Origin of the sequence: Streptomyces sp. NBC_01198 (genome assembly GCF_036010485.1) — a bacterium.
Lineage (GTDB): Bacteria > Actinomycetota > Actinomycetes > Streptomycetales > Streptomycetaceae > Actinacidiphila.
This window is the reverse complement of the sequence record NZ_CP108568.1, coordinates 6,815,552-6,832,159: the sequence shown is the minus strand read 5'-3', so window position 1 is coordinate 6,832,159 and position 16,608 is coordinate 6,815,552. Positions and strand designations below refer to the sequence as shown.

Annotated in this window: 15 protein-coding genes and 1 riboswitch; of the genes, 2 read left to right on the top strand and 13 right to left on the bottom strand. The window is 73.1% G+C overall.

Features of this window, described 5'->3' with window-relative positions; genetic code table 11:
- Positions 1-146: 146 nt before the first annotated feature.
- From OG702_RS30420 to OG702_RS30410, 3 genes are all read right to left on the bottom strand, one after another.
- Positions 147-1,382: a carbohydrate-binding protein gene (locus tag OG702_RS30420; RefSeq protein ID WP_327292145.1), complete on the bottom strand. Its 1,236-nt coding sequence runs from the start codon at positions 1,380-1,382 to the stop codon at positions 147-149.
- Between the two features lie 163 nt (positions 1,383-1,545).
- The gene (locus OG702_RS30415; RefSeq protein ID WP_327292144.1) at positions 1,546-2,952 is read right to left on the bottom strand and encodes a C39 family peptidase; all 1,407 of its coding nucleotides are present in this window, start codon (positions 2,950-2,952) and stop codon (positions 1,546-1,548) included.
- A 150-nt stretch (positions 2,953-3,102) separates the two neighbouring features.
- Positions 3,103-4,245, bottom strand: coding sequence for a M24 family metallopeptidase (locus tag OG702_RS30410; RefSeq protein WP_327292143.1), 1,143 nt, complete (start codon positions 4,243-4,245; stop codon positions 3,103-3,105).
- 87 nt (positions 4,246-4,332) lie between these two features.
- Between OG702_RS30410 and OG702_RS30405 the strand changes: the two genes are divergently transcribed.
- Entirely contained in the window at positions 4,333-4,947 is a 615-nt protein-coding gene (locus tag OG702_RS30405) for a uridine kinase family protein (RefSeq protein WP_327292142.1), read from the top strand.
- 586 nt (positions 4,948-5,533) lie between these two features.
- On the top strand, positions 5,534-7,435 hold the full coding sequence (locus tag OG702_RS30400; protein WP_327292141.1) for an AAA family ATPase: 1,902 nt from the start codon (positions 5,534-5,536) through the stop codon (positions 7,433-7,435).
- Between the two features lie 22 nt (positions 7,436-7,457).
- Here OG702_RS30400 and OG702_RS30395 read toward each other — a convergent pair whose 3' ends face one another.
- The 10 genes from OG702_RS30395 to ribD all read right to left on the bottom strand — a co-directional run bounded on the left by OG702_RS30395 (position 7,458) and on the right by ribD (position 16,241).
- Positions 7,458-8,510 (bottom strand): hemolysin family protein, encoded by a 1,053-nt coding sequence (locus OG702_RS30395; protein WP_327292140.1) that lies wholly within the window; start codon positions 8,508-8,510, stop codon positions 7,458-7,460.
- On the bottom strand, positions 8,507-9,838 hold the full coding sequence (locus OG702_RS30390; RefSeq protein ID WP_327292139.1) for a hemolysin family protein: 1,332 nt from the start codon (positions 9,836-9,838) through the stop codon (positions 8,507-8,509). The genes OG702_RS30395 and OG702_RS30390 overlap by 4 nt, the downstream gene beginning before the upstream one ends.
- Before the next feature lie 185 nt (positions 9,839-10,023).
- Positions 10,024-10,536, bottom strand: a complete 513-nt coding sequence (locus OG702_RS30385) for a PH domain-containing protein (protein ID WP_327292138.1) — start codon at positions 10,534-10,536, stop codon at positions 10,024-10,026.
- On the bottom strand, positions 10,533-11,381 hold the full coding sequence (gene hisG, locus OG702_RS30380; RefSeq protein ID WP_327292137.1) for an ATP phosphoribosyltransferase: 849 nt from the start codon (positions 11,379-11,381) through the stop codon (positions 10,533-10,535). The genes OG702_RS30385 and hisG overlap by 4 nt, the downstream gene beginning before the upstream one ends.
- Before the next feature lie 122 nt (positions 11,382-11,503).
- Complete coding sequence (locus OG702_RS30375; protein WP_327292136.1) at positions 11,504-11,776, bottom strand: phosphoribosyl-ATP diphosphatase; 273 nt, start codon at positions 11,774-11,776, stop codon at positions 11,504-11,506.
- A 33-nt stretch (positions 11,777-11,809) separates the two neighbouring features.
- The gene (gene ribH / locus OG702_RS30370; RefSeq protein WP_327292135.1) at positions 11,810-12,295 is read right to left on the bottom strand and encodes a 6,7-dimethyl-8-ribityllumazine synthase; all 486 of its coding nucleotides are present in this window, start codon (positions 12,293-12,295) and stop codon (positions 11,810-11,812) included.
- Between the two features lie 2 nt (positions 12,296-12,297).
- Positions 12,298-13,629: a bifunctional 3,4-dihydroxy-2-butanone-4-phosphate synthase/GTP cyclohydrolase II gene (locus tag OG702_RS30365; RefSeq protein WP_327292134.1), complete on the bottom strand. Its 1,332-nt coding sequence runs from the start codon at positions 13,627-13,629 to the stop codon at positions 12,298-12,300.
- Positions 13,626-14,318: a nicotinamide mononucleotide transporter family protein gene (locus tag OG702_RS30360; RefSeq protein WP_327292133.1), complete on the bottom strand. Its 693-nt coding sequence runs from the start codon at positions 14,316-14,318 to the stop codon at positions 13,626-13,628. Before OG702_RS30360 ends, OG702_RS30365 begins: the two co-directional genes overlap by 4 nt.
- A complete protein-coding gene (locus OG702_RS30355; RefSeq protein WP_327292132.1) occupies positions 14,315-14,962 on the bottom strand; it encodes a riboflavin synthase in 648 nt (215 codons plus the stop codon). The genes OG702_RS30360 and OG702_RS30355 overlap by 4 nt, the downstream gene beginning before the upstream one ends.
- A 1-nt stretch (position 14,963) precedes the next feature.
- Positions 14,964-16,241: a bifunctional diaminohydroxyphosphoribosylaminopyrimidine deaminase/5-amino-6-(5-phosphoribosylamino)uracil reductase RibD gene (gene ribD, locus OG702_RS30350; protein ID WP_327292131.1), complete on the bottom strand. Its 1,278-nt coding sequence runs from the start codon at positions 16,239-16,241 to the stop codon at positions 14,964-14,966.
- Positions 16,242-16,429: 188 nt separating this feature from the next.
- Positions 16,430-16,560, bottom strand: a riboswitch (FMN riboswitch).
- Positions 16,561-16,608 lie beyond the last annotated feature (48 nt).

Genomic DNA, 16,608 nt, shown 5'->3' with positions numbered 1-16,608 from the left:
TCGGTCAACAACCACCGGCATGTACAGGTGCGGGTACGCGCAACGGCGAATGTGCGCACACAGGGCAGGGCACGTGCAGAAACGATGGTGGACCCGCGGCCGTGAAGGCCCCGGGTCCACCGTCGTTTTCAGCCAGTCAGCGGCCGTCAGCAGGCGCCCTCGTCCTGCCACACACCCCACTCACCGGTGGTGCCGGGCTCCTCGTTGGTGGTCCACCACTTGGCCTTCCACTTGTGGCCGTGGTGCGCCACCTCGTTGCCGCCGACGTAGACCGCGGACGCGCTCCACTCGCCGACCGTGCAGGTGCCGCCGCCGGGCGGGCTGGTCGGCGTGGTGGGCGGCGGGCTGCTGGGCGGGGTGGCGCCGGCGAACTTCACCGAGTATTTGGCGAAGTCCCAGCTGGCCTGCGCCACGCTGCTGCAGGTGCCCGACGTGGCGCCGTTGTTGGGCGGGTTGCACTGCCGGTCCCGGTTGAGCGACCAGAAGGTGAAGCGGCCCATGCCGTGGCTGGTGGCGTAGTCCAGCACGGTCTGGAAGTCGGCCTGGTAGAAGTACTCGCCCGAGTCGCTGCGGCCGTTCATGCCGGAGAAGCCCTCGTGGGCGTAGGCGGTCGCGGTGTCCCAGCCGAAGGTGGTCCTGAGCAGGCCGTTGAAGGCGGTCAGCGCGGCGGTCTGCGAGGCGGCGCCGTTGAAGCCGCCGTCGAAGGGCATGATGGAGAAGTTGTTGGGCGTGAAGCCCTGCGACTTGGCCTCGTTGAGCATCTGCTGGCCGAACCAGCCGGTGCCGGCCGCGGTGCCCGCGGTGGTCACCGACACGAACAGGCCCGGGTTGTTCTGCTGGAGGATCTTGGCCGCGCCGATCTCGTGCGCGACGGCCGCGGTGTTCTCGTACTCCGGCTCCTCCAGGTCGAAGTCGATCGCCTTGAGCTGGTATTTGCTGATGACCTGCTGGTAGGCGGCAGCGGTGGAGGAGGCGTCGGAGCAGGCCTGGCCGAGCTTGGTGCCGCCGTAGCCGCCGATGGAGACCGAGACGTCGCCGCCCTTGGCCCTGATCGCCGAGATCACCCCGGCGACCGCGGTGTCGGAGGACACCGCGCTGGTGCCGCCCCAGGTCGGGCTGCAGCCGCCGCCGTTGGGGGCGAGGATGAAGGCGAGCTGGAAGGCCTTGAGGCCGGTGGCGTCCATGATCGCGGTCGCGTCCGGCGGGTTGTTGTCGGTCGGCATCAGGTACGGGGCGGCGGCGTACCACTGGTTGCTCAGGGCGTTCGCCGACGCCGTGGCGCCGCTGGCCTGCCCCGTGCCGAGCGCGGCGGCGGCGCCGAGCCCGGCGAAGGCGAGGGCGACGGCGGCCACGCCGGAACCCAGTGCTTGGAGACGCTTCACGTCTGGACCTCCTGTGGGGGGACGTGCCAGCAGAATCCTGCGCTGACGCGAACCCGTCAATGAGTTGGTCCAGACCTTTAGAGCAACCCACAAAATTGGTCTCTACCAATTACCGGGTCCCGGCAGGCCGCCGCACGTCAGGGGCGCCCGGAGCGCCCCCTTTTCACGCCACCCCGACCGCCGCCAGCGCCCGCCGCTGCCCCGGGCTCGGCTGCGCGGGGAAGTACAGATAGCAGACCCCGCCGGTGCCGCCGCTGACCCCGCCGCTGGCGTTGATCCGCTTCGTCCGCAGCCAGATCGTCTCGAACTGCGCCCGCTTGTAGACGTTGCGGACCACCGCGTCGCTGTCGCTCGCCGGGTCGTTGGCGATCACGTCGCCGTCCGCGGTGAAGCCCACCAGGCACATCAGGTGCCCCGAGGTGCCGTATCCGGCGCCGTCCAGCTCGGAGGCCAGGAAGGACTGGGACGTTATCACCGGGATGCCGGCCTTGATCAGCTTCTCGACGTCGGCCAGCGAGTGCAGCCGGGTGATGATCCCCTGCATGTCCTTGTACGTCGCCGCGTAGGCGGCGTTGAACGGCCAGTTGCCGCAGCCCTCGTACTGGTAGTCGTAGGTGTAGCGGGCGCCCTGGTCGACCTGCGGGTCCGCGTACGACGGGTCGACCCAGGCCAGCTGCTCGGCGGTCGGGCCGCGACCCCAGTACTCGATGGCCATCGTGGACGACGTCGGGCTGCACCAGGCCTCGCCGCCGTTGTCGTACTCCGGGTACTGCCCCTTGTGGATGTTCTGCGAGTAGGCCGGCACCGGCAGCTCCACACCCGTGGCCTCGCCGGGCACCGAGGCCGGCACGGTGAAGCGGTCCGGGATGTTCGACGCCATCGCGCCGAGCCGCCACACGGTCGGGGTCAACTTGCTGCCGGGCTTGCGGAAGAGCGTCAGCCGCAGCCGGTACGAGGCGAGCAGCGGCCCGGCCGCCGCGTCGTCGATGGAGAAGGTGTCGGTCCAGATGCTGCTCTTGCCGTCGGTCTGGTCGTCCACCGACGTCCGCCGGATGTCCTGGTCGCCGTCGCCGGCGGTCCAGCGGCCCATCACGTACGCCGGGGTGGCGGTGCCGTCGGTGTAGGTGCCGAGCAGCTCGACCTGGATCCAGGTGCCGGCCGGGGTGTGCGCGTTCCACGACGAGATCAGCTCGCTCGCCGGGTGCGGCACCCGGCGCACCGGCGAGGTCCAGGAGGCCGACTCCCAGGTGGCGGTGAGGCCGGTGTGCGGGTCGGTGTAGTCCAGCGAGCCGGTGGCCCGGCTGATCTCCAGGCCCGCCCGCTTGCCGGCCACCGGCCGGGTGCCCGCGTGCGCGCCGAACAGCCAGTCGGCGAAGGACGTCCAGCCGTGGTAGTCCACCGGGGCGGTGTCGCGCTCACCGGTGCGGCCGTGCCGCAGCGGCGCGGCGCCGGACGCGGCGGCGCCGGACGGCGCGGCCGACGCCGGCTGCGCGGTGGCGGTCGTCGCCGCGGCCGCGGCGGCGGCCAGCGCCGCGGCGATCACGGCGCGGCGGGGCGCGTTACTGGTCATGGCGAAATCCCCTCGTTTTCCCTCGACGGGTGCGGGACACCCCTGCGCGCCGCCCGGCGGCAGGTCGCACCACCATTGCAGCCCGGCCGCCCTTTCCACCAGGTTTTCCGGCCGCGTGGCGCCACCAACATTGGTCTGCTCCTGTGACGCTCAGCCGGGCAGGACCACCAGGTCACGCCCGGTCAGATTCAGCCGCTCGCCGCCACCTTGTGTGCACACCGCGATGTCCTCGATGCGCGCGCCGAAGGTGCCGGGCAGGTAGATGCCCGGCTCGACGGAGAAAGCCATCCCCGGCGCCAGCGCCCGCCTGCTGCCCGCCACGATGTACGGCTCCTCGTGCGTCTCCAGGCCGATGCCGTGGCCGGTGCGGTGGATGAAGTGCTCGCCGTAGCCGGCCGCGGTGATGATGTCCCGGCCGACCGCGTCCAGTTGCTCGGCGGTGAGGCCGGGGCGCACCGCGTCGGTCTGCGCGGTCTGCGCGCGCAGCAGCACCTCGTACAGCTCGCGGAATGCCGCGGGCGGCTCGCCGACGGCGTAGGTGCGGGTGGAGTCCGAGCAGTAGCCGTCCTCGGTGGTGCCGCCGATGTCGACCACCACCGGGTCGCCGGCCCGGATCACCCGGTCGGAGACGTCGTGGTGCGGGCTCGCGCTGTTCGGCCCGGAGGCGACGATCACGAAGTCCACGGTCGCGTGGCCGGCCTCCACGATGGCCTCCGCGATGTCCCTGGCGACCTCCCGCTCGGTCCGCCCGGCGCGCAGCCACTCCCCCATCCTGCGGTGCACCCGGTCGATGGCGCCGCCCGCGAGGCGCAGCGCGGCCACCTCGGCGGGGCTCTTGCGCACCCGCAGCTCGGTCAGCACGTCGGCGGCCAGGCTCGCCTGGGCGTCGGGCAGCGCGGCCTGGAAGGCCAGCAGCTTCTCCGCCCACATGTGGTTGTCGACCGCGAAACGGCGGACGCCCGCCGGCAGCCGGCGGGCGATCAGCTCGTACGCGTCGTCGGTCTCCCCGAAGTCGGTGATCTCCAGGCCGAGGCCGCCGGCCGGCGAGGCCTGCGCGACGGCCCGCTCCAGGGCGGGCACCACCAGGAAGGGGTCCGCCTCGGCCGGTACCACCAGGCAGGTCAGCCGCTCCATCGGCAGCGCCTGATAGCCGGTCAGGTAGCGCAGGTCGGACCCAGGAGAGACCAGCAGCGCGTCCAGGCCCGCGTCGGCGGTGGCCCGCCTGGCGAGTTCGAGGCGCTCGGCGGGATGGAGGGCGGCGGCGGAGTCTTCTGAGTCGGTCACGCCGACCACGGTAGACGGCGCCGCCCCCCGACACGGAGACCTTTACGGCCCGGCGCGCACCGGGACGGCGTGCCTGCGGCCCTATGCTCCCCGACCATGGACGCTCACCGCCCGGCCGGGAATTCGCCGCTCTCGCTGCGCGGTCTCGCCGGCACGCTCGACCTGCTGCCGCCGTCCTGCGGCCCGGTGCGGCTGGTGGCCGTCGACGGACACGCGGGCGCCGGCAAGAGCACGCTGGCCGCCCGGCTGGCCGCGGAGGCCGGCGGGGCGCCGGTGGTGCACACGGACGATCTCGCCACGCACGAGGAGCCGTTCGGCTGGGCGGACCGGCTCGTCGCCGAGGTGGTCGTGCCCTTCCAGGAGGGCCGGGAGGCCCGGCACCGGGTCTACGACTGGACCGCGCGGCGGTTCGCCGGCGAGCGGGCGGTGCCGGCGGCGCCGGTGGTGCTGCTGGAAGGGGTCGGCAGCGGGCAGTTGGCGCTGCGGCCGTATCTGGCGGTGACCCTGTGGCTTGAGGTCGACCCGGCCACCGCCAGGTCGCGCGGGATCCGCAGGGACGGGCCCGCGCTCGAGCACTTCTGGACCGGGTGGTCCGCGGCGGAGGACCAGCACTTCGCGGCGGATCCGACGCGGCCCTTCGCGGACCTTCTGGTCCACCAGACGGAGGGCGGATATCGCGCCGCTCCCGGCCCGTACGATCACGGCGGGTGACGTACTTGACCGCTCCGCGCGGAGCAATTACGTTTTCAACCAAGCGGCCCCGGAAGGCCGCTTCGTAGCACGAAGCCCCCGGTTGTTCCCCCGTGACCGGGGGCTTCGTCCTGCCCTCCGACCCTGCCACCGCGACCTGTCCGCCGTCGTGGCTGGTCGTGCGGTTCCCCGCACCCCCAGGTGACTGCCACTCACAGTGCGCGTCCGCCCCCACCACCACCCCGCCCGCCCGCGCCGTTCCCCGCGCCCCTGAGGGGTTCCCCTCCACGCGGAGGGCGAGCGTTTCCCAGGGGCGCGAGGAACGGCGCGACAAGCCACAACGGCGGGGAAGCAGCACCGCCACCGCAAGTGGGAGCGCCAGGCCCGCGGGGCCGGGGAGGACGCGGCGCCACCGCACGTGGCAGCACCCCTCAAAGCCCCGCAGGGCTACGCACTCTACGGAGTTGACCTCTTCGCGGGTACGATGCCGGAGGGTGTGGGCGGGGGCGTGGGGTGCCGCCGCCTGGTTCAACTCCCGCGTGCTGCCCACCGGTTGGCCGCGCGGGCGAGCGGCGAGGGGCGCGGGGGAACGATGGGTGGGGACTAGATGGACTTCGGCACCGACCGCGCGGGCGCCCCGGCCGATCTCGCGTGGCTGCGCGGCATCGACGCGTACACCATGGGCGCCTACGTCCAGGCCGAGGAGGAGTTCAGAGCCGCGGTCCGTATCGACCCCGGCATGGCCGACGCCTGGCTCGGGCTGCACGCGCTGCGGGCCGACACCGCCACCGCGCTGCTGCAGATGTACCGGCACCGGGACCGTTTCGGGGAGCAGCGGGCGGCGCACCGCCGCACCCTGAACTCCTGGTACTGGCTGGGCTGGTGGGTGCAGCCGGTGCTGGAGACCGGCAGGGACCTGCTGCTCGCGCACGCCTCGCACTGGCTGGACGGCCGCCATGTCGCGGAGCTGGACCGGGCGCTGGCGGACTGCCCGCCGGTCGACACCGACCCGCAGGTGCGCTTCCTGCACGCCTGCCGGGCGTATCTGGTCAAGGACTGGGAGCACCTGGTCCGGCACACCGAGCCGCTGCTCGGCGACCCGCTGCTCGGCATCGAGGCGGGCCTGTTCGGCGGCATGGCCCGGGTGCGCCTGGAGATGTGCGGGCAGGCCGAGCCGCTGCTGGCCGCCGCCCTGATGCGCTGCCGCAGCGAGCAGCCGCAGCGCAAGGAGCTGCGCTACTGGCTGGCCCGCGCCTACGAGGGCACCGGACGCACCGCGGCGGCGGTGCCGCTGTATCGGGCGGTGCACCGGGTGGACCCGGCGTTCATGGACACCGCCGCACGGCTGGCGGCCATCCACGAGACCGACGACGGCCTGGACGAGAGCGCCGGCCTGGCCACCGCCGTCTCACTGCACGGCGGCGGGCAGGCGGTCCCGGAGGGCGCAGGCGACCTGGACGCGGCGCTGTATGCGGACCCCGGCGACGGCCGCCCGCAGGGCGCCACCGAGATGGACGAGGCGCTGCTGGCCTCCGCGGGCGCGCTGGACGACGACATACGCGACCGGGCCGCCGCCCCGCTCAGCGGCACGCTGCCCGCGCAACTGCCGCTGGGCGGGTCCGATCCGGCGCTGCTCGCCCAAGCTCTCGCCGAGCTCGACGGCATGGTCGGCCTCGAACCGGTCAAGCGGCAGGTCAAGGCGCTGTCCGCGCAGCTGCGGATGGCCAGGCTGCGGGCCGGGCAGGGCCTGCCGGTGCAGCCGCCGAAGCGGCACTTCGTCTTCTCCGGCCCCTCCGGTACCGGCAAGACCACGGTGGCGCGCATATTGGGCCGGGTCTTCTACGCCCTCGGCCTGCTCGGCGGTGACCACCTGGTGGAGGCGCAGCGCTCGGACCTGGTCGGCGAGTTCCTCGGCCAGACCGCGGTCAAGGCCAACGAGCTGATCGACTCCGCGCTGGGCGGGGTGCTGTTCGTGGACGAGGCCTACGCGCTGTCCAACTCCGGCTACAGCAAGGGTGACGCCTACGGCGACGAGGCCCTCCAGGTCCTGCTCAAGCGCGCCGAGGACAACCGCGATCGGCTGGTGGTCATCCTGGCCGGCTACCCCGAGGGGATGGACCGGCTGCTCGCCGCCAACCCGGGCCTGAGCTCGCGCTTCACCACCCGGGTGGACTTCCCCAGCTACCGCCCGCTGGAGCTGACCCGGATCGGCCAGGTGCTGGCCGGCGAGAACGGCGACCAGTGGGACGACGAGGCGCTGGAGGAGCTGCGGGCGATCAGCGGCCATGTCGTCGACCAGGGCTGGATCGACGAGCTGGGCAACGGGCGGCTGCTGCGCACGCTGTACGAGAAGAGCTGCGCCTACCGCGATCTGCGGCTGTCGGAGTACGCGACGACGCCGACCCGCGAGGAGCTGTCCACGCTGCGGCTGCCGGATCTGATGCAGGCCTACGGCGAGGTGCTGTCGGGCCGCGGGCCCGGCGTCCCGCCGCCCGACCCGGCCGAGTAGCCGGATCGGGCGGGGGCGGCCGTCAGCCGACCAGCTCGCCGGGCGCGGAGCGGTGCGAGGGGTCGCGGACCTCGCCGACCAGCATTTCCAGCACGTCCTCCAGGGCGACCAGGCCGAGCACCCGCCCGGCCGGGTCCGCGACCGCCGCCAGGTGGGAGGCGGCCCGCCGCATCGAGGTGAGCGCGTCGTCCAGCGGGAGGTCGGCGCGCAGCGTGGTGATCGGGCGCCACAGCCGCTGCGGCACCGGGCGGTCCTGGTCCTCCAGGTCCAGCATGTCCTTGACGTGCAGGTAGCCCAGGTAGCCGGGGCCGGGTTCCGCGGCCACCGGGAAGCGGGAGTAACCGGTGCGCACGGTCAGCTCCTCGACCTCGCGGGGGGTCACCGTCGGCGTCAGGGTGATCAGCTGGTCCGGGGTGAGCAGCACCTCGGTGACCGGGCGGGTGCCCAGTTCCAGCGCGTCCTCCAGGCGCTCCTGCTCGTCGGAGTCCAGCAGCCCGGCCCGCCGGGCGTCCTCCACCAGCACGGTCAGCTCGGCGCTGGTGAAGACCGCGTCGACCTCGTCCTTGGGCTCGACGCCGCAGGCGCGCAGGATCACCCGGGCGCTCGCGCCGAGAACCACGATCACCGGCCGGAAGACCCGGGCGAAGCCGACCAGCCCGGGGCTGAGCCACAGGGCGGTCTTCTCCGGGTCGGCCATCGCCAGGTTCTTCGGCACCAGCTCGCCGATGACCAGGTGCAGGAAGACCACCAGGGCCAGCGCCAGCACGTAGCCGATCGCGTGCACCAGGTCGTCCGGTACGTGGGCCGCGGTGAACACCGGCTCCAGCAGGTGCGCGACGGTGGGTTCGGCGACCGCGCCGAGGGTCAGCGAGCAGACGGTGACGCCGAACTGCGCGGCGGCCATCATCTGCGGCAGGTGCTCCAGGCCGTACAGGACCGTGCGCGCCCTGCGCTGTGCGGCGGCCAGCGGTTCGATCTGGCTGCGGCGGACGGAGACCAGGGCGAACTCGGCGCCGACGAAGAAACCGTTGCCGAGCACCAGGAGCAGCGCGATCAGGAGCTGGAGTGCGCTCATCGTTCGCTCTCCTCCCCCGCGGCCGGCGCCGTACGCGTGATCCGCACCCGTTCGGCCCGGTGGTGGCCGACCTCGGCGACCCGCAGCCGCCAGCCGGACAGCTCCGCGGTGTCGCCGACCTCGGGGATCCGCCCCAGCAGGTCGGCGACCAGGCCGGCGACGGTCTCGTACGGTCCTTCCGGCGCGTCGAGGCCGATCCGGGCCAGGGTGTCGATCCGGCAGCCGCCGTCGGCGTCCCAGGCGGGGTGGCCGTTCTCCGGCGGGGCCTGCGCGAGGTCGGGCAGGTCGACGGCGTCGTGCTCGTCGCGCACCTCGCCGACCAGTTCCTCGACGATGTCCTCCAGGGTGACCACCCCGGCGGTGCCGCCGTACTCGTCCACGACGACCGCGATGGGCTGCTGGCTGCGGAGCAGGTCGAGCAGCGGCTGGGCGGCCAGCGTCTCGGGGACCAGCAGCGGCACGACCGCGATCCGGCCGACCGCGGTGCGGTCGCGCACCTCGGCGGGCACCGCGAGGGCGTCCTTGAGGTGGACCATGCCGACGATGTCGTCGAGCCGGGAGCGGTAGACCGGGAAGCGGGACAGGCCGGTGGCGCGGGTGAGGTTGAGGACGTCGGCCGCGGTGGCGGTGTCCTCCAGGGCGCTGACCCTGACCCGGGGGGTCATCACGTTCTCCGCGGTGAGGTCGGCGAGCGACAGGGTGCGGACGAACAGGTCGGCGGTGTCCTGCTCCAGCGTTCCGGCCAGGGCGGAGTGCCGGGCGAGCGAGACCAGCTCGGTGGGGGTGCGCGCGGAGGCCAGTTCGTCGGCGGGCTCCACGCCCAGCATCCGCACCAGGTGGTTGGCGGCGGAGTTGAGCAGCTCGATGACCGGCCGGAAGGCGCGGGAGAAGGCCCGCTGGGGTCCGGCGACCATCCTGGCGACGGCCAGCGGCCGGGAGACCGCCCAGTTCTTCGGGACCAGCTCGCCGATCACCATCTGGACGGCCGAGGCGGCCATCATGCCGCCCACGACCGCGACCCCGGGGGCCGCGCCGTCCGGTATCCCGGTGGCGCTGACCGGCCCGGTGAGCAGGTCGGCGAGTGCGGGTTCGGCCAGCATGCCGACGACGAGCGAGGTGATGGTGATGCCGAGCTGGGTGCCGGACAGCTGGAAGGACAGCTTGCGCAGGGCGGCGACCACGCCGGCCGCCCGCCGGTCACCCTCGGCGGCGGCGCGTTCCGCGGCCGGGCGCTCCACCGTCACCAGGCCGAATTCGGCGGCGACGAAGAAGCCGTTGGCGAGGATCAGGACGAAGGCGGCTGCGAGCAGCAGCAGTGACGTGCTCATGAGGCCGCCGCTCCATGGAACGGGGCGGGAGGGGCGGCGCAGGTATTACCGGACGGTTCGTCCATCGGGGTGTGAGTGTCACTCCTCGGTAGGTCGGGCGGTTCGGCGGGCGGCGCCGTCGTGGCACCGCCCGGATCCAGAGTAGCCAGTGCGGTCGCGGCCGCGTAGGACGGCAGGCGCCACTTTCACCCGGGACCGGCCCCGTCGCGCGGGTCGCGGTCCCTGGCCTCGCCGAGCGCTTCGACCAGGGCGCGCAGCCGCCGGGCGTCGCTGACGGCCTGCCGCCTGGCGATCCCCGGCTGGATGCCCATCACGGCCAGCGTGGTGCCGTCGGCCAGGTCCAGATGGACCCAGGCGTCGCCGGCCCGCAGCCGCACGGCCAGCACTTCGGCCCAGGCCAGCCGTCGCTTGACCGTGAGGTTCACCACGGTCAGGCCGCCGGCGTCCGCGACCGCCTTGGGGCGGCTGAGCAGCGTCAGCAGGGCCAGCGAGAGCACCCCGACGACCACCACGGTGATCCGGTCGCCGCTGCTCCACGGGGACGCCCCCTCGTGCGGCATCACCACCGCGAGGGTGCTGAGCGTGCCGAGCAGCAGCGTCCCCATGGTGAGCAGCACCACACGGGTGACCAGCGGCCGGAAGGTGACCGGCAACTGCGCGACGGCGGCCAGCGCGCGGTCGTCGCCGGCGGTGGTCACAGCCGGGCGGCGTGGATGCCGGTGGTGAGGATCGCCCGGGCGCCCAGGTCGTACAGCTCGTCCATGATGCGCTGGGCGTCGCTGGTGGGGACCATGGCGCGGACGGCGACCCAGCCCTCGTGGTGCAGCGGGGAGACGGTCGGCGACTCCAGGCCGGGGGTCAGCGCGACGGCCTTGTCGACGTGCTCGGCACGGATGTCGTAGTCCATCATCACGTAGCGCCTGGCGACCAGGACGCCCTGCAGCCGGCGCAGGAACTTCTGCACCTTCGGGTCGCCGGCGGGCGCGCCGGTGGGACGGACGACCACCGCCTCGGAGGCCATGATCGGCTCCCCGAAGGCCTCAAGGCCCGCGTTGCGCAGCGAGGTGCCGGTCTCCACCACGTCGGCGATGACCTGGGCGACGCCGAGCTGGATGGCGGTCTCGACGGCCCCGTCGAGGTGCACCACGGAGGCGGCCACCCCGTTGTCGGCGAGGTGCTTCTCCACGATGCCCTCGTACGAGGTCGCCACCGTCATCCCGCCCAGGCCGGCGACGCCGGTGGCGGTGCCGGGCCTGGCGGCGTAGCGGAAGGTGGAGCGGGCGAAGCCGAGCTGCAGGATCTCCTCGGCGCTCGCCCCGGAGTCCAGCAGCAGGTCGCGCCCGGTGATGCCGATGTCGAGGCGCCCGGAGCTGACGTAGATGGCGATGTCGCGCGGCCGCAGGTAGAAGAACTCCACGTCGTTGGCGCTGTCGAACAGCACCAGTTCCTTGGACTCCTTGCGCTGGCGGTATCCGGCCTCATGGAGCATGTCCGCCGCGGGTCCGGACAGTGAGCCCTTGTTCGGGACGGCGATGCGCAGCATGGGGTCTGGTTCCTTCGCTGTGAGTGCGGTGGGGTGGTGCTGTGGTGCCGGGTCGCTGTGGCGCCGGGGGGTTGCGGAGGTGCGCGTACGGCCCGCGCGGTGCGCCGCGCCGGCCGTACGGCTCACAGATGGGCGTAGACGTCGTCCAGGGAGATGCCGCGGGCGACCATCATCACCTGAACGTGGTACAGCAGTTGGGAGATCTCCTCGGCGGTGGCGTCGGCGCCTTCGTACTCGGCCGCCATCCACACCTCGGCGGCCTCCTCGACCACCTTCTTGCCGATCGCGTGCACGCCGCTGCCGACCAGTTCCGCGGTACGTGACGTGCTGGGGTCGCCGGTGGCGGCCTTGCGCTGCAGCTCGGCGAAGAGCTGCTCGAATGTCTTGTTGGCCATGGTGGTCCTAGCCTACGGGGAACCGCCCGCCGTTCACCGCCACGGTTCGGATAGTGAGCGGATCACCGCCGCGGTCGCCACCGCCGCGGTGACCGCTTCGTGGCCCTTGTCCTCGTTCGACCCGGGAAGTCCGGCGCGGTCCAGCGCCTGCTCCTCGTCGTCGCAGGTCAGCACGCCGAAGCCGACCGGGACACCGCTGTCCACGCTGACCTGCGTCAGCCCGGCGGTGACACCCTGCGAGACGTACTCGAAATGCGGGGTGCCGCCGCGGATGATCACCCCGAGCGCGACGACCGCGTCGTAGCCGCGGCCCGCCACCGCGCGGGCGACGACCGGCAGTTCGAAGCTGCCAGGCACCCGCAGCAGCGTCGGCTCCTCGATCCCGAGGTCGTGCAGCGCGCGCATCGCGCCGTCGACGAGGCCGTCCATCACCTGCGTGTGCCACTGCGCCGCGATCACCGCGACCCGCAGGTCGCCGCAGTTCTTGACGGTCAGCTCGGGGGCGCCCTTACCGCTCACTTCTACTTCTCTCCTCGCTCGGTTCCTGTGCTGCCCTCGGCGGTGCCGACGGGCGTGTGGGTGCGGCCAGCGCTCTCCAGCCAGGGCAGGTCGTGCCCCATCCGGTCGCGCTTGGTCCGCAGATACCGCAGATTGTGCTCCCCCGCCCCGACCTGCATCGGCTCGCGCCCCAGCACGTCGAGACCGTGCCCCACCAGCGCGCCGGTCTTGGCCGGGTTGTTGGTGATCAGCCGCAGCGAGCGCACCCCGAGGTCGGTGAGGATCCGGGCGGCGGCGCCGTAGTCGCGGGCGTCGGCGGGCAGGCCGAGTTCCAGATTGGCGTCCAGCGTGTCGCGGCCGCGCTCCTGGAGCTCGTACGCCCGCAGCTTGGACAGCAGGCCGATACCGCGGCCCTCGTGGCCGCGCAGGTAGAGCACCACCCCGCGGCCCTCCTCGGCGATCCGGCGCAGCGCGCCCTGCAACTGCGGCCCGCAGTCGCAGCGCTGCGAGCCGAAGACGTCGCCGGTCAGGCACTCGGAGTGCACCCGCACCAGGACGTCGGTGCCGTCGCCCAGTTCGCCGGCGACCAGCGCGATGTGCTCGACGCCGTCGTCGGTGCTGCGGTAGCCGTAGGCGCGGAAGTCGCCGAAGGCCGTGGGCAGCGTGGTGGCCGCCTCCCGGCGGACGCTCGGCTCCGACGAGCGGCGGTAGGCGATCAGGTCCTCGATGGAGATGATGGCCAGGCCGTGCTTGCGGGCGAAGGGCACCAGGTCCGGCAGCCGGGCCATGGTGCCGTCCTCCCGGGCGATCTCCACGATGGCCGCGGCCGGCCGCAGCCCGGCGAGCCTTGCCAGGTCCACGCCGGCCTCGGTGTGGCCGGCCCGCACCAGCACACCGCCGCTCCTGGCCCGCAGCGGGAAGACGTGCCCGGGGCGCACGAAGTCGGCGGCCACCGACGAGGACTCGGCCAGCAGCCGGATCGTCGCGGCGCGGTCGGCCGCGGAGATCCCGGTGGTCACCCCGTGCGCGGCACCGGCGTCCACCGACACGGTGAAGGCGGTGCGCATCGACTCGGTGTTGGCGCCCACCATCTGCGGCAGGTCAAGCCGGTCGAGGTCCGGCGGCTCCATCGGTACGCAGATCAGCCCGCGGCACTCGGCCATCATGAACGCCACGATCTCCGGGGTGACCTTCTCCGCGGCGACGATCAGGTCGCCCTCGTTCTCCCGGTTCTCGTCGTCCACCACCACGACCGGGCGTCCCGCCGCGATCTCCGCGATGGCCCGTTCCACCGGGTCGAGACCGAGGTCGGCCTCGTCGTACCAGTCGTCCTGCAGTGCGGTCACGGCACTCATGCCGTCACTCCTTCCGCGACGGTGGTGCTCGGCTTCGCCTGCGACGGCCCGTCAGCGGCCGGTGCGGCCCTGCGGGTCTGCTGCCACCAGGCGTACATCCCGGCGATCACCAGGACGAAGTAGACGATGTAGACCAGCCCGGAGAAGGGCAGGCCGCTGTGGAAGTTCAGCGGCACCCCGACCAGGTCGACGGCCAGCCAGGCGAACCAGAACTCGACCCAGCCGCGGGCCTGGGCGTACATCGCGGCCAGCGTGCCGACGAAGATGTACGCGTCCGGCCACGGGTTCCAGGACAGCTTCGGATACGCCAGGAAGAGCGAGGCGACCGCGACCGTGCCGACCGCGGTGGCCGCCACCAGCACCGCCCGCTCCCGCCAGGTGGCGAACCTCACGGTCAGCCGGCCGGAGGCGGCCCCGCCGCGCCGCCACTGGTACCAGCCCCACACCGCGACGGTGATCACCACGAACTGCTTGCCGACCCCGCCGCCGAGCTGCGCCGACCAGAAGGCCGCCACCAGCACGACGCCGGACAGCAGTTGGACCGGCCAGGTGAGCATCGCCCGCCGCCAGCCGAGCGCGAGCGCGCCCAGGCCCAGCAGGTTGCCGATCATGTCGGACCAGATGACGTGCTGGTCGAAGGCGGTGAAGGCCTCGCTGTTGAGCCAGTGCAGTACGCCGGTGTCGCTCATCGGGGATCCTCCCCGCTGCTCGGGGCCGGGGCGGGGGTCGAGGCGGTCGCCGGGGCCGGAGTGGTGAGCATGCGCTCGACGTATTTGGCGACCACGTCGACTTCGAGGTTCACCGGGTCGCCCGGCTGCTTGATGCCGAGGGTGGTCAGCGCGAGGGTGGTCGGGATGAGGCTGACGGTGAAGTAGTCGGCCGCCGCCTCGACAACGGTGAGGCTGATGCCGTCGACGGTGATCGAGCCCTTCTCCACCACGTAGCGGGTGAGTTCGGCGGGCAGCGAGATCTTCACGATCTCCCAATGCTCGGCCGGCGTGCGCTCGACGACCGTGCCGGTGCCGTCCACGTGGCCCTGCACCAGATGCCCGCCGAGCCGTCCGCCGAGCGCCATCGGGCGCTCCAGGTTGACCCGCGAGCCGGGGCGCAGGGCGCCCAGGCTGGAGCGGCTGAGCGTCTCGGCCATCACATCGGCGGTGAAGGTGCCGCCGCCGAACTCGACGACGGTCAGGCACACGCCGTTCACCGCGATCGAGTCGCCGTGCTTGGCGCCCTCGGTCACGACCGGGCCGCTCACGGTGAAACGCGAGGCGTCGGTCTGGTCCTCGACCGCGGTGATCTCACCCAGTTCTTCGACGATTCCGGTGAACACGTCACTTCTCCTGTGCGGCAGTGGGGACGGCGATGTGGGTGGGGGTGCCAGTGGGGACGGCGGTGATACGCAGGTCGGGCCCGAGGCGGGCGACATCGGTCACGTCGAGCCGCAACGCCTGCGCGATGGTGCTGATTCCTGCCGGGCCGAGGGCGGCGGGGCCGGCGCCGAGCAGCGCCGGCGCCAGGTAGCCGACGACCGCGTCGACGGCCCCGGCGGCCACGAACGCGCCGGCGAGGGTCGGCCCGCCCTCCAGCAGGACCGAGCGGACGCCGCGGGCGTGCAGTTCCGCGAGCAGGGTCGGCACGTCGAGGCCGGTGGGGGCGGTCTCCTTGGCTTCGGCCGGCTCGGTTTCAGCCGGCTTGAATTCCTCTGACCTGCTTTCGGCTGGCTTGCTTTCGGCCGGCCTGCTTTCGGCCGGCTTCGTTTCGTGGGCGGCCGGGCCCAGGTCGGGCGCGTACGGGAGGCGGAGGACGTCCACGCCGGGGAGGTGCGTGGTGTCGGCGTCCTTCGACACCGCGATCAGCGTCGGCGCGCTGTCGTCCAGCACGCGGGCGGCCGGGGTGACTTGCGCCCGGGAGTCCACCACCACCCGCAGCGGCTGCACCGCACCCTCGACGCCGCGCACCGCCAGGTGCGGGTCGTCGGCAAGCAGCGTGCCCGAGCCGACCACCACGGCGTCCGCCTCCGCCCGCAGTCGGTGCACGTCCGCACGCGACTCGGCCGACGTGATCCAGCGGCTGCTGCCGTCCGCGGCCGCGATCCGGCCGTCCAGCGTGGCCGCGTACTTCCAGCGCACGTACGGGCGGCCGCGGCGCACCGACGTCAGCCATGCGACGTTGACCGCCTCGGCCTCGGCCGCCAGCAGCCCGCTCTCCACGTCCACGCCCGCCGCCCGCAGCGTGGCCGCCCCGCCGGACGCGGCCGGGCTCGGGTCGGACACCGCGTGCACCACCCGGGCGACCCCGGCCTCGATCAGCGCCTGGGCGCACGGGCCTGTCCTGCCGGTGTGGTTGCACGGTTCGAGGGTCACCACGGCGGTGCCGCCGCGGGCCGCCTCGCCCGCCGCGCGCAGCGCGTGCACCTCGGCGTGCGGGCCGCCGGCCTTGCGGTGCCATCCCTCGCCGACGACGGCGCCCGTCGTGTCGAGAATCACACAGCCGACGACGGGGTTGGGGGCGGTGGCGCCCAGCGCGCGAGCCGACAACGCGATGGCCCGGCGCATCGCGTCGGCTTCGGTCGTGGCTGTGCCCGGGGTCGCGCCTCGGGCTGCGCCCATGGCTGTGCCTGGGGCACGGGGCGTGCCGTCGGGGCGCCGCCCGTCTGGGGTGTCCGTGGTGGCCACCGGGTCCTCCTGCCGCATCGGGCACGGACTCCGGGGTGAGCGGACGTCTCCACGTCCGGGGCACCGGCACGACGCGGGCCTGAGCGGCCCGCCCTGCGGCGGCGCACCGTTGTGAACGCCCGCCGCGCACTGCCTCCCATCCGGACTTTCACCGTCGGTCCAGGAATTTCACCTGGTCAACCGGCCGCTGGCTGCGGACGGGTCGCGGACTGTAACCGCCGGTTCGGAATTACACCGACCCCGGAGTGCGCAAACGTCACTGGTACGAGGTCCAGTCTGCCACGGGTTCCATGCTGGGCTC

What these genes read in the sequence shown, in the direction of transcription:
- OG702_RS30405 (WP_327292142.1), top strand. Translation starts at nt 4,333, where the DNA reads ATGGACGCTCACCGCCCGGCCGGGAATTCGCCGCTCTCGCTGCGCGGT.
- OG702_RS30400 (WP_327292141.1), top strand. Translation starts at nt 5,534, where the DNA reads ATGGACTTCGGCACCGACCGCGCGGGCGCCCCGGCCGATCTCGCGTGG.
- OG702_RS30375 (WP_327292136.1), bottom strand. Translation starts at nt 11,776, where the DNA reads ATGGCCAACAAGACATTCGAGCAGCTCTTCGCCGAGCTGCAGCGCAAG.
- ribD (WP_327292131.1), bottom strand. Translation starts at nt 16,241, where the DNA reads ATGGGCGCAGCCCGAGGCGCGACCCCGGGCACAGCCACGACCGAAGCC.
- OG702_RS30395 (WP_327292140.1), bottom strand. Translation starts at nt 8,510, where the DNA reads ATGAGCGCACTCCAGCTCCTGATCGCGCTGCTCCTGGTGCTCGGCAAC.
- hisG (WP_327292137.1), bottom strand. Translation starts at nt 11,381, where the DNA reads ATGCTGCGCATCGCCGTCCCGAACAAGGGCTCACTGTCCGGACCCGCG.
- OG702_RS30390 (WP_327292139.1), bottom strand. Translation starts at nt 9,838, where the DNA reads ATGAGCACGTCACTGCTGCTGCTCGCAGCCGCCTTCGTCCTGATCCTC.
- OG702_RS30365 (WP_327292134.1), bottom strand. Translation starts at nt 13,629, where the DNA reads ATGAGTGCCGTGACCGCACTGCAGGACGACTGGTACGACGAGGCCGAC.
- OG702_RS30360 (WP_327292133.1), bottom strand. Translation starts at nt 14,318, where the DNA reads ATGAGCGACACCGGCGTACTGCACTGGCTCAACAGCGAGGCCTTCACC.
- OG702_RS30415 (WP_327292144.1), bottom strand. Translation starts at nt 2,952, where the DNA reads ATGACCAGTAACGCGCCCCGCCGCGCCGTGATCGCCGCGGCGCTGGCC.